The sequence below is a fragment of the Rossellomorea sp. NS-SX7 genome (assembly GCF_052828565.1).
In genome coordinates this window covers 2,056,638-2,069,389 of record NZ_CM128249.1, presented here as the reverse complement: position 1 = coordinate 2,069,389, position 12,752 = coordinate 2,056,638, and the positions used below count along the sequence as shown (strand labels likewise).

The window sequence follows — 12,752 nt, the reverse complement described above, 5'->3', positions numbered from 1 at the left end:
AAAAGTGAGAAAACATACTTTGCTCTTATTCGATTTAGATGGAACCCTGCTGGGAAGTGAATGGTTTAAAGAAGGAGTCATAAAAACCATAAAGTCACATCCGCTGACCAGAGATATCGACGCAGATTTGTTTCTTCAAGAGAAATTAAGGGGTTCGGTGCCATTAATAAATAAATTTAAAAACCGTGAAATGTCACCATTTGAATTTAGAAGGGCCAGGTGGAAACATGCGTTTTCTTGTTTTGATATCTATCCTGACCTGGACACGATTGATGAATTTAACGAAAATTTCTTAACAACAGGCATGAGTTCCATCAAAGAGAATGAACAGGTAACTTCTCTTATGAACGAGTTGCAAAACGATTACCAACTTGGGATAGTGACAAATGCACTCTATGATCCCATCAAGAAAATTTCAAGCATGAACCTTTCAAATGTGTTTCAAAAAGAAACCATCTTTCAAGCAGAAGAACTGGGATTCAGAAAGCCTGATCCAGAAATATACACAGCAGCGTTAACACATTTTGATACGCCGCCGAATCAAACCCTTTTCATAGGTGACTCCTGGCTTCATGATGTAGTCTGTCCCATTAATATGGGAATGGATGCGATTTGGTTGAATAACAAGAATGTGTCTCCCCCCACAGCGCACAAGCCTTTGGACGTGATTACAGAAATTACTGAGCTCCGTACGGTATTGTTAAAAGAATAGAAATTTAATGGATGTAATGATTGATCGTAGGAGCTTGTTAAAGCAGTCGAGGATTAAAATAATATACATTGTTTTAAGAAAAAGGTGATCAGGGTGAACTATAAAATCGCGTTCTTCGATATCGATGGAACCATTACACATCACGACGATGGGAGTATTTCACAAAATACAAAAAATGCCATCAAATTATTGAAAGATAGAGGAATGATCGTGGCAGCAGCAACAGGGAGGCCGTTATCCATGTGCAGCGAAATAAGGGAATTGGGGATTGATACATTTATTTCGGCAAATGGAGCGCTCGTAAAACACGGGGATGAGGTGCTTCATAAGGTCGCCATGGATAGGGATATTGTCCAGGAAGTGGTTGAATTCTCTCATGTGGAAAACCACGGCCTTTCCTTCTATACGGAAAGCTTCAGTATGAATGGGGTAAGGGGAAGTGGAATATTGGACGCCCTAAGAGAAACGTTGTCACTAAATGAATATCCAATTGTAGAGAAGGAAATATTCAAAAAGGAAGTGTATCTGATGTGTCTGTTTGCTGATGATGAAACGGTCGACAAATACATATGCAGATTTCCTGATCTAACATTTAAGCGATGGCATCCATTTGTATTGAATGTTTTAAAAGAAGATGTATCTAAATCTTTGGCTATCTTAAAGGTCTTGGAACATTTCAATATTGATAAGTCAGAGTCGATTGCATTTGGGGATGGGGAAAATGACATCGACATGCTGGAGCTGGCGGGCCTTGGGATCGCCATGGGAAATGGTCATGATCATTTAAAGAAAGTTGCAGATTTCGTAACGAAGAAATCCAGTGAAGATGGGATAGAGTATGCGTTAAAGAAATTTGGAATTATTTAAGCAGAAGATTATTGAGCTTGTGATAAGCATGTAATAGCTAGGGAGGGGTAGGTTTGAAGGGAGTACTGGAGTTTGCATCCAGCTTTCTATTGGTCGTCAGCTGGTTCATTTTTATTGTAAGTGTCTATATACTCTATTGGACATTTGTCATGCCTGGTCTGGCCTTCATTCCTTTTCTTATCAGTGTCGTGGCGTGGTTGTCATGCCGTTATCTTTCGAGAAGATTAAGCGGTACATAAGCAATTATGGCGATTGAAAAGAAGAATCATTTTATATATCTGTGTAAGAGCTGCAGCCCGCAGCTCTTTTATTGTGTTTAGGTGACCTAATGTAATAGTTTTAACTATTTAACTAATAGAAGGGAGATGAATTAGATGGCATTAGCTAGTGATTATTTGATAGCTTTGGACGATGGACATGGCCTGCGGACAGCCGGGAAACGGACACCGTTTATTAACTCAATTGGGAGGGAAATCCGTGAGAATGAGTTTAACGAGAAGGTAACACTCTTCTTGAAATCTGAACTCGAAAGGTGCGGATTCAGAACGCTGCTGACGGCGCCGGGTGATGAGGATATTCCTTTAAAGTCACGAACTGAGCTTGCAAATTCCATGGGAGCAGATGCAATGGTGTCGAACCACTTTAATGCTTATGATGGAAAATTCGATGGCGGTAAAAGAGATCCTGAAGGACATTCTCTTCATATTTACTTTAACGATGTGAAGGATAGGAGGCTTGCTGAATCTATTGCAAACTATTTAAGATTAGGGACGAAGCAGGTATATCGCGGGATTATTGAACAGAACCTTCATGTGACGAGGGAGTTCAAAAAGGCAGCTGTGCTGATTGAGAATGGGTTCATGGATAATGAGAGAGAAGCATTGCTTATGATTAATGATCATTTTCAGCGAGAAACTGCTATGGAACAAGCGCGAGGAATATGTGATTACTTTGGGGTTCCATATGTAGGGGCAGGAAGCGGAGGGTCAGTTGAAGCACTCGAAAAAACAGATGTGACACATGTTGCTTCAAACAATATAGGGAAACGGGTTGAGAGTATTTACAGAGGTGTTGAGGGGCTTGATTTTTATAATAAACCGACATTCAATGATGTCCACCGTGCCGGGGCATTGAAGTACCAGTATGGTTTCCCTTTTATCATAAGAAAGCTGAAGGTGGAAGGGGCGTATATGTATGAGGTCAGGAACTCCAGGGGACATGTGTATTATGTGACGGCAGCTCCTGAATATGTGAGGATCGAGTCCAATAGTTAATCCCTTTGAGATATCCGATGTAAGAGGCCCGTACCAGCGTACGCTAACGCACCCTGGTGCGGGCCGTTACTATTTAAAGAACGTCATCGATGATCTGTTCGAAAGTGTCGCTTATCCGGCTTCTGTTGATGAGGATTTGCTGGTTGTCGAAGGTGACGCTTCCTCTGTGTTCGTCAAGGTTGAGCCTTTCTTTCAGCGCAGCCATCGAGCCTTTGCTCCGCTTATCGATCTCAAAATATATCGTTGTTTCGCGGTCGCCCTGCAGGATGTAGACTTCGAGTTCGTCCAGTTTCCGGCTGTATTTACCATACGATGGGATAAATTCATATTGCTGAACAAATGGACGGTTCGATTTGATCCATGGAGGTGTGTTCTGACTCTCCATCTGTCTGAATTTAAAGCCAATGACCTTGATTGCATCAATGATGTTTTCGTGAACGGTTGTCGGATCTACAGATACGAAATCCCTGTCCCTGGGATCAACAGCATTCTTGATATCAATGCCCGTGTCAATCCATACCGGCGGTACATTCTTCTGAGTCTTCGGATCAACCATCGTTATCGGAGTATCCAGTGGAACTTGAAATGAGAAAGGAATGATCTTATGATCCCCCTTCGAAATCGTAAAAGGTTCATTCAACTTGTGCACTTCCACAGTACCCTGAGATAAACGGTCGCTTCCTTCATGCCCGTACATCGTCATTAATTTGAGATTTATAGAGTCTATTCTTTGATCAGTGGTTCCTCCCTTGACCTCCACGATTCCTTCGAGAGTTTCTCCTTGCTGGATGTAGGCACTCTTTAGTTTTGTGTCCACCGTGGCAGAACCGATCCCGATGCTGGCAATCACTTTACTGAACATAGACATGAACTCATCCCCCTTCTTGTACCATCATCGTAACATAGATTATAAGAACGAGAGAAAAAATATAAGGAAGGAAACCCCAAAAAAAGTGCGTCATTTGCCTCAATAACGCACCTGGAGGGATAATAATCCTTAATAATGAATCACAAATCTTAAAAGTTCAAATCAATTACATCTGGATTCTTGTTTACGTATTTCTGTATTGGGTATACGTCTAATGAAAGCAAAGGGGGAATCTTTATCTTATGCGAAATATATCGGATGGCGGGTACATGTAGCAGAACTGAAAAGAATGTAAATGTTGAAATCTCCGTAGCAAAGGGGAGCGACGATGCAGAAAAGGTCATCGCTACCTGCACAGGTATAAGAGACGATTGTTATGACTGCCCTTTTTTACTATTAAATAATAATAAATAGAAATGTTACAGGAGATTGTAGTAGAGCAAGTAAAAGTGTTGAAAAAGAACCATGTCCGACACTTATTATTTTTCCTTTTTCGAAGGCCCGTCCCAGCGTGCAATAATGCATTAATGCACGCTGGGACGGGCCTTCGTTTTAGATTGGATTATTAAGACAGGACCATTGAATCAATATTTTTTGAATTTTAACCAAATTCAAAAAACTAATTGAAATTTCAATATATTGGTGTTTAAATAGAGTCATAGCTAACTTATCAGATATGTGACAACTTAAGATGGAAATCCATATAAAGGTGGTGAGAAAGTGATGAAAAGTAAGATTTCCACGAAGAAGGTTTCCGAATTGGTAGAGGAACAGATTGAAGGGATGATCCAGTCGGGGATGTTCAAAACGGGTGAGAAGCTTCCTTCCGTCCGTGAGCTTTGCGAGATGTTCGAGGTTGGGAGGTCGGCGGTCCGGGATGCGATGACGACCCTAAAGGGGAAGGGCATCGTGCAGGTAAAACAGGGGGAAGGCGCGTATGTTTGTGGGTTCGATTCTACGAGCCTCTTTGCTTCTCATTTGATGCTTCCAGACACGAATGACATCAGGGAACTATTCCAAGTAAGAAAAATGCTCGAACCAGGACTGGCGGAAATTGCAGCAGAAAAGAGGGATGAAGAAGACGTACTGATCCTAAAAACCCTGCTTACTCAAAAAACCGGAAACGAGTGGGAAGCCGATTACGAATTTCATATGAAGATTGCCCGTATAACAGGCAATCAGATTGTCGTGCAGTTGATGGAGTTCATTTCAGTCGCAACCAGGAAAGCGATGATTGATGTTCATCATCATATCCAAAGCCAGGAAGAGGTTTCGACTCAGATCAACGAACAGCACGATTGGATATTCCAATCGATTCAATCCAGAGATCCACATACAGCCAAGGAGAGCATCACTCATCATTTGGACTACGTTGAAAAGGTATTAATGAATAACGTACTTATCCATACATAAGTCGTTTCTTTTTTAACCCTATTTCAGGAACGGTGTTTCTTATTACGAAACGAGAGGTGTTTTCAATGCTGACTGAACTTTTAACAGAATTAAAACATGCAGTGCCCGAGGAACGGATTAAAGACGGGAAAATTGACCACTTGGGTAATGGCGGAAGTCTTATCGTGTATCCATCGTCAGAAGAAGAGATTGCATCACTATTAAAATATGCGAACGAGAATGGAAAGAAAGTGATTGTGGAAGGTCGAGGTACAAAGAGGGGATTCGGCGGTCTGATTGAATCCGCGGACTTGGTTCTTTCATTAGCACATTATAAAGGTGTGGTCGAGCACGCAACAGGTGATCTGACAATGACGGTAAAAGCGGGCACGACTTTCAAGGAGCTTCAAACGTATCTCGCGAACCACGGGCAGAAGATTGCACTTGACCCATCCTGGCCGGATCAGGCAACCATCGGTGGAATCATTGCAGCGAATGAAAGCGGTCCCAAACGAATGGGTTATGGGTCTGCAAGGGATAATGTCATCGGACTCCGCGTCGTCTATCCGGATGGGACCATCATCCGGTCCGGCGGGAAGGTAGTGAAAAATGTGGCCGGTTACGACATGAACAAATTATTCATCGGCTCGATGGGGACGCTTGGTGTCATAACTGAAGTGACACTTAAGCTCCGGCCGATTTCTAAGAGTGAAAATCTGGTGCTCGTGTCCTTTCCGGGTGGTGAACCTTCGAGGATTCGATCATTTGCCACAGAAATCCTGGATTCAACAATCGAACCGACTTCAATCGAGCTTCTTAATCCTGCGCTCGCTGAAAAACTGGCTGGTGTAAAACACTATACTGTCGCGATGAGCTTTGAGGATATGGAAAGCTCTGTATGCTACCAGGTGGAAATGGTTCGTAAAATGAAACCTGAGGGAAGTGAAATGGTCATTTACGACGAGAGTAAAGCCCATCAATTTTGGGATGATTTCTCTAAACTCGGCTCAGCCTGTGATACAAAAGGAGAAATAAGTGCCATTTTGAAAATCGGTGTGGTCAATCTCGATGTGCTCCATGTTTTATATGAAGTGGAACGGCTCAAAGATTGTTATCAAGTTAAAAGCGATGCACACGGAGCACTTGGGCATGGGTTATGCTTTGTGCATATGACAGGAGCTGGAGAGGATGTACTCTCATCCATTCATGAATTGAGGGCATCGGTCATGAAACGAGGGGGGTATGTGATTATCAAAAGCCTGCCGTATTTAGAGCGTCAGCAAATAAAGGTATGGGGAGATGACCCATCATATTTCTTTTTACTCCAAGGTATCAAAGCAACAATAGACCCGAACTCAGTATTGAACCACAAACGATTTGTAGGAGGGATCTAAGTGAGTGTAAAAGAGCTTAAGAAGACGCCGCCCTGTTCAGACATGAGTTTAAGCAACTATTTATGGAGTGACAAACCGGACGAGAAAAAATGGGCAGACTGTGTCCACTGCGGAATGTGCCTGGAATCATGCCCGACGTATGAACTCACGGGACAGGAACAGCATTCGCCCCGCGGTCGGGTCCATTTGATCAAGTCGGTTGCCGAAGGAAAGCTTGAAGTGAATGAGCAATTCATGGACCCCGTTTATGCATGTCTCGATTGCCGAGCCTGTACGACTGCATGTCCTGCCGATGTCGATGTGGGCGGATTGATTGAAGAAGCTCGCGGCCAAATCCGTCAGGCGATGCCTCTGAAAGGATGGAAAGGGGTGGTAAGCAAGACGTTTCTCGAAGGATTGTTCCCGCATCCCAACAGATTGAATGCGTTAGGCGGAATGCTCAAGTTTTACCAGAAAAGCGGTGCACAGGGGCTGGTTCGCAAGACCGGACTCATCAATGTGATGCCGAAGCATCTGGTGGAAATGGAAGCAGTCATGCCGGAGATCAAACAATCCGTCCGTCAAAAATATAAGAATGAAGTTGTCATTAAAGCGAAAGGTGAAACGAAACATGAAGTATCTTTCCTAGCCGGCTGTGTCATGGATGTGATGTTCGGAGAGATCAATGACGCGACAATAAACGTGTTGACTAGAAACGGCAATGATGTCGTCATTCCCAAAGATCAGACTTGCTGTGGTGCCCTGCATGTTCATTCAGGCGACAGAGAAATGGGAAGGAAGCTCGCCAAGAAAAACATTGAAGCTTTCGAAGATAGTGAAAAGGTCATTGTAAACGCGGCTGGCTGCGGATGTATGCTGAAGGACTATCCGGAATTATTCCATGAGGATCCGGAATGGAAAGCGAAAGCTGAAGTATTTGCAGACAAAGTCGACGACATTTCCAAATACCTCCATGATACGGGCTATAAAATCCCTGATGCTGAAATGAACACACGGATTACGTATCACGATGCCTGTCACTTGGCGCATGGTCAAGGTGTCCGCGAAGAGCCTCGGGATCTCCTTTTGAATATCCCTGGTGTCGAAATGGTCCATATGCCAAACTCAGATCGCTGCTGCGGCAGTGCCGGGATTTACAATATCACCAATCCTGAAATGGCTGGTGCAGTCCTGGAAAGCAAGATGCAGAATGTCCCCGAGGACGTCGAAATGATTTCGATGGGGAATCCGGGATGCATGCTTCAAATGGCAATAGGGGTGAAGAAGTACGGGAAGAATCAAAAGGTCGTTCATACTGTACAGCTGCTTGACTGGGCATATCAAAAAGAGGATCAGCAAAAGGAGGGGAAATGATGGGTATGAAAAAGCTTAAAACGAAGGACCCGCATATCAACGGTCTTGCCAGGCTGGTAAGCGGCACGAATAGCATCCTTTATCACAAAGAGGATCTGATTGCCTATGACTGCGACGGGTTTACCCTTCATAAACATCTGCCGAAAGCCGTTGTTTTTCCAAAGAACACTGAAGAAGTGTCTAAGCTGGTTAAATATTGTTCAGAAAATGGGCTCCCTTTCCTGGCCAGAGGTGCAGGTACCGGTCTATCAGGAGGAGCGATCCCCATCAACGGGGAGGTCATCATCAGCCTTGTCCGAATGAAACGGCTCTTAAGTGTCGACCTGGAAAATCGCCGAGCGGTCGTAGAGCCCGGCTTTGTAAATCTTAAACTGACAAACTCAATTTCTGACAGAGGCTATTATTATGCACCGGATCCTTCCAGTCAATATTGTTGTACGATCGGCGGAAACGTAGCGGAGAATGCAGGCGGCGCCCATTGTTTAAAATATGGTGTCACCACTAACCACATTCTGGGACTCGAAGTGGTGCTTCCTAACGGGGCAATCATTGAAATAGGTCAAAACGGGATTCCTGATGCCCCGGGGTATGACTTACTGGGGCTTTTGACTGGATCTGAAGGGACCTTGGGGATTGTCACGAAAATCACTGTGAGAATCTTGAAAAATCCAGAGGCGAAACAGACGGTGCTAGCGTATTTTGACCGTGTTGAAGATGGCAGTCAGGCTGTTTCTGATATCATCTCAAGGGGGATTGTTCCTGCTGCTCTCGAAATGATGGATGGGATCGCGATTGAAGGGGTCGAGGAAGCGGCTTTTCCAGTAGGACACCCAAAAGATATTGAAGCACTGCTGTTGATTGAAGTTGACGGGATATCCGCAGGAATAGATGACCAGATCAATCAGATTTTAGAGGTGTGCAAAGCGAGGAACGTACGTGAAGTGAAGGTGGCTAAGGATGATCTTGAAAGAGGGAGATGGTGGGCCAACCGAAAGACAGGATTCGGCGCTATGGGGGCGATCTCTCCCGACTATCTCGTCCAGGACGGTGTCATACCGCGGAGCAAGCTGCCTGAAGTGTTAAAGAGAATCAATGAGATCAGTGCCGAATACGGATTGCGGATTGCCAATATTTTTCACGCAGGGGATGGAAACCTGCATCCGCTAGTCCTATTTGACGCTAGGATCCCGGGTGAAACGGAAAAGGCATTGAAAGCAGGAAGCGAATGCTTGAAGGCATGTGCAGATGCTGGCGGCACGATTACCGGTGAGCATGGAGTCGGTATTGAGAAGAAAGAAGAGATGCGCTTTGTATTTAATGATGAGGAGATCATTGCCCAAAGCAATATAAGGGAAGTCTTCAACCCTGACAATCTGCTGAACGCGGGTAAACTGTTTCCAAGCCCTGGGCGCTGTGTTGAAATAAAGAAGGAATTGAAAGCTCAGCAGGAAACGGTAATCTTGTAGTTTAGTCAATCCTTAGTTTTTCATCCATTGAAAATCATCCCTCAACACGGATCATCACTTTCAAGAAAACCTTAGATAAAATGCGGAATTATTTGAAAATTAATTGAATGCAATTCTTGAACATGATATTATTTTGTTAACAAATACGAAACGTTGTTTTGTAATAAGAAACAAGGCGTTTCTCAAATTAGGAGGAATCGAATAATGAGTCATTATGAAAATGCAGGATCCCTTAAGGTAGATCAACTGTTATATGAATTTATCAATTCCGAAGTCCTTCCAGGAACCGGACTTGAAAGGGAGGCGTTCTGGTCTGGGTTCGGTGAACTGGTGCAGGACCTGACACCTAAAAACAAAGCACTGCTGGGCAAGCGTGATGAGATTCAGGAAAAGCTCAACAACTGGCATAAGGAGAATAAAGAGTTCGATTTTAATGGATATAAGTCGTTCCTTAATGAAATCGGTTACTTAGAACAGGAAGCTGAAGATTTTAGCGTGACAACTGAAAACGTCGATGAAGAAGTGGCTCTTCAGGCTGGTCCGCAGCTAGTCGTTCCTGTAAATAATGCAAGGTATGCAATAAACGCTGCCAATGCTCGATGGGGAAGCCTGTATGATGCCCTTTATGGAACTGACGCGATCAGTGAAGAAGGCGGTGCCGGCCGTAAGGGTGCCTACAATCCAGTCCGAGGTGAAAAGGTCATCGATTTTGGAAGGAATTTCTTGGACCAAGCGGTTCCTTTGAAGGACGCTTCCCATAAAGAAGCATTGAAATATGAAGTCGTGAATGGAAGGTTAGTCGTAACACTATCGAACGGAAAAACGGCAGCACTGGAAGAAGAATCTAAGTTTGGAGGCTATCAGGGTGAGGCATCCGATCCGGAATCCGTCCTATTGAAGAATAACCGCCTTCATATTGAAATTCAGTTTGACGAAAAACATCCGATTGGTGCATCGGATGACGCCAATATTAAGGATATCGTGCTGGAATCAGCCGTTACGACCATCATGGACTGTGAGGATTCGGTAGCTGCCGTCGATGCTGAGGATAAAATTCTTGTGTACCGCAATTGGCTTGGCCTAATGAAGGGAGATCTGGCTGCAGTTTTAGAAAAAGCAGGGAAGACAATGACACGGACATTGAATTCCGACCGGACATATACATCACCTGATGGTAAAGAATTCACATTATCCGGCCGCTCACTCATGTTTGTACGGAATGTCGGCCATCTCATGACAAACAGTGCAGTATTGGATCAAGAAGGAAACGAAGTACATGAAGGAATACTAGATACTGTGATTACGAGTTTAATAGCCAAACACACCCTTCGCGGAACGGGCAGCTATCAAAATACTTCCAAAGGGTCCGTCTATATCGTGAAACCGAAAATGCACGGTTCAGAAGAAGTAGGTTTTGCCAATGAACTCTTCAACCGGGTGGAGGATTTGCTGGATTTAAAACGAAATACGCTAAAGATCGGTGTCATGGATGAAGAACGGAGAACGACGCTGAATCTTAAGAACTGCATCAGTAAGGTGAAGGAGCGGATCGTCTTCATCAACACCGGCTTCCTAGATCGCACCGGTGATGAAATGCATACATCCATGGAAGCTGGCCCGATGGTCCGCAAAAATGATATGAAAGCTACAAATTGGCTTCAAGGCTATGAGAAGTCAAATGTACAGGTCGGTCTTTCTGCAGGGTTCCAGGGCCGCGCACAAATCGGGAAAGGCATGTGGGCTATGCCTGATAGAATGGCCGATATGATGCAGCAAAAGATTGGCCATCTCCAGGCAGGAGCCAACACGGCATGGGTGCCTTCACCGACTGCAGCAACACTTCATGCACTTCACTATCATGAAGTATTCGTACCTGCTGTACAGGAACAGCTGGCAGAGACAGCTGCCGAACTTCAGGATGATATTTTAACGATTCCTGTAGCGGAGAATCCCGCCTGGTCGTCTGAAGAAATCCAGCAGGAGCTTGACAATAATGCACAAGGGATCCTTGGCTATGTTGTCCGCTGGGTTGAACAAGGGGTGGGCTGTTCGAAGGTGCCTGATATTAATAACGTAGGTCTCATGGAGGACAGGGCCACGCTGCGTATCTCCAGTCAGCATATGGCAAACTGGCTGCACCACGGCATCTGTACAGAAGAGCAGGTAATGGAAACGCTGAAGCGGATGGCGAAAGTCGTCGATGAACAGAACGCAGGCGATCCTTTATACCGCCCTATGGCTGAAGACTATGATAACTCCATTGCCTTCCAAGCGACATGTGATCTTGTGTTTAAAGGATACGATCAGCCGAACGGCTACACGGAACCGATTTTACACCGTAGAAGGATCGAGGCTAAGGCGAAATATCCAGTGAATCAAGAATAAGGATTTTAATATCGGGCATTCCGTTTTGGGGAATGCCCTGTTTTTTAGATGGACTGTGACCGTCAAATGTGGATTTTATCTATTACAAGGAGTCATTCGCTTGTGAATTTGCGAATTCGATCCTAGCCCCAAGAAACGACGATAAAGTTGCCTGGGTAAAGAAAAATTGCATGAATTTCACGAAAACGACCGTATTTTAAAAAAAGACATACTGAAAGGAGAACACACAATGAAATTCGCTAGATTCCAAATTGGGAATGAAGAATCTGCCGGCGTACTCGATGGCAGCAGCATCAAACAAATCACGGGGGACATTTTTTCAGGATGGGAATATACAGGCAATATCTATGAAGCAGCTGAAGTCAAGCTGCTCGCACCACTCGAACCCAATCAAATCATCGGCATAGGTGCAAATTTTGTATCTACACCGGATGATCTGCCTGATGCCTTACCGGAAATTCCGGTGTTCTTCTTCAAGCCGACCTCTTCGGTTATCGGACCGGATGAAAACATTGTCATCCCGGAAAACATTGACTCTGTAAAATTTGAATCTGAACTCGCTGTCGTGATCGGAAAGGAAGCGAAAAATGTGTCCGAAGAAGATATCCTGGAATACGTATTCGGTTACACAGTCGGAAATGATGTCACCGCTCCACAATATTTCCACGAAGCCGGGCACTGGACGGTTGGGAAGTCATTCGATACGTTTACACCATTGGGACCTGTGATCGAAACAGAATTGGATCCCTTTAACATCAGTGTTGAAGCGAGACTGAATGGAAAGGACAAGCAAAATAGTCCGACTTCATTGATGATCGTGCCTATCCGGGAGATGATATCGTATCTGACGAGGGTGATGACCTTGAAGCCGGGTGATGTCATTTTAACCGGAAGTCCTGCAGGTGCTGAGATGGTTGGAGCGGGAGACGTGATTGAATGTGAAATTAAGGAGATCGGCACGTTGAAGAATAAATTTGCGGCAGTCGGGAAGAGGGTTGAAGTCAAATAATCGCCCGAATTTCTTGTGATATAATGGAAAGC

The 12,752-nt window shown here is 44.4% G+C and carries 11 protein-coding genes; 10 read left to right on the top strand and 1 reads right to left on the bottom strand.

Features of this window, described 5'->3' with window-relative positions:
- Positions 1-4: 4 nt before the first annotated feature.
- The 4 genes from ACUXV2_RS10265 to ACUXV2_RS10250 all read left to right on the top strand — a co-directional run bounded on the left by ACUXV2_RS10265 (position 5) and on the right by ACUXV2_RS10250 (position 2,853).
- Entirely contained in the window at positions 5-712 is a 708-nt protein-coding gene (locus ACUXV2_RS10265) for an HAD family hydrolase (RefSeq protein ID WP_446246908.1), read from the top strand.
- Positions 713-805: 93 nt separating this feature from the next.
- A complete protein-coding gene (locus ACUXV2_RS10260; RefSeq protein WP_446246907.1) occupies positions 806-1,579 on the top strand; it encodes a Cof-type HAD-IIB family hydrolase in 774 nt (257 codons plus the stop codon).
- Positions 1,580-1,632: 53 nt separating this feature from the next.
- Positions 1,633-1,818 (top strand): hypothetical protein, encoded by a 186-nt coding sequence (locus ACUXV2_RS10255; protein WP_446246906.1) that lies wholly within the window; start codon positions 1,633-1,635, stop codon positions 1,816-1,818.
- Positions 1,819-1,953: 135 nt separating this feature from the next.
- A complete protein-coding gene (locus ACUXV2_RS10250) occupies positions 1,954-2,853 on the top strand; it encodes an N-acetylmuramoyl-L-alanine amidase family protein (RefSeq protein ID WP_446246905.1) in 900 nt (299 codons plus the stop codon).
- A gap of 73 nt (positions 2,854-2,926) precedes the next feature.
- On the opposite strand, the gene ACUXV2_RS10245 is transcribed toward ACUXV2_RS10250, so the two are convergent.
- A complete protein-coding gene (locus ACUXV2_RS10245) occupies positions 2,927-3,721 on the bottom strand; it encodes a sporulation protein (protein ID WP_446246904.1) in 795 nt (264 codons plus the stop codon).
- Between the two features lie 723 nt (positions 3,722-4,444).
- Here ACUXV2_RS10245 and ACUXV2_RS10240 point away from each other — a divergent pair.
- The 6 genes from ACUXV2_RS10240 to ACUXV2_RS10215 all read left to right on the top strand — a co-directional run bounded on the left by ACUXV2_RS10240 (position 4,445) and on the right by ACUXV2_RS10215 (position 12,720).
- Positions 4,445-5,134 (top strand): FadR/GntR family transcriptional regulator, encoded by a 690-nt coding sequence (locus ACUXV2_RS10240; RefSeq protein ID WP_446246903.1) that lies wholly within the window; start codon positions 4,445-4,447, stop codon positions 5,132-5,134.
- Positions 5,135-5,199: 65 nt separating this feature from the next.
- Positions 5,200-6,507, top strand: coding sequence for an FAD-binding oxidoreductase (locus tag ACUXV2_RS10235; protein ID WP_446246902.1), 1,308 nt, complete (start codon positions 5,200-5,202; stop codon positions 6,505-6,507).
- Between the two features lie 42 nt (positions 6,508-6,549).
- Entirely contained in the window at positions 6,550-7,860 is a 1,311-nt protein-coding gene (locus tag ACUXV2_RS10230) for a (Fe-S)-binding protein (protein ID WP_446247042.1), read from the top strand.
- Positions 7,860-9,326 (top strand): FAD-linked oxidase C-terminal domain-containing protein, encoded by a 1,467-nt coding sequence (locus ACUXV2_RS10225; RefSeq protein ID WP_446246901.1) that lies wholly within the window; start codon positions 7,860-7,862, stop codon positions 9,324-9,326. Before ACUXV2_RS10230 ends, ACUXV2_RS10225 begins: the two co-directional genes overlap by 1 nt.
- A gap of 204 nt (positions 9,327-9,530) precedes the next feature.
- Positions 9,531-11,711 carry a malate synthase G gene (locus ACUXV2_RS10220; protein WP_446246900.1) on the top strand — a complete coding sequence of 727 codons (2,181 nt, stop codon included), beginning with the start codon at positions 9,531-9,533 and terminating at the stop codon, positions 11,709-11,711.
- 229 nt (positions 11,712-11,940) lie between these two features.
- On the top strand, positions 11,941-12,720 hold the full coding sequence (locus ACUXV2_RS10215) for a fumarylacetoacetate hydrolase family protein (RefSeq protein ID WP_446246899.1): 780 nt from the start codon (positions 11,941-11,943) through the stop codon (positions 12,718-12,720).
- Positions 12,721-12,752: the final 32 nt, after the last annotated feature.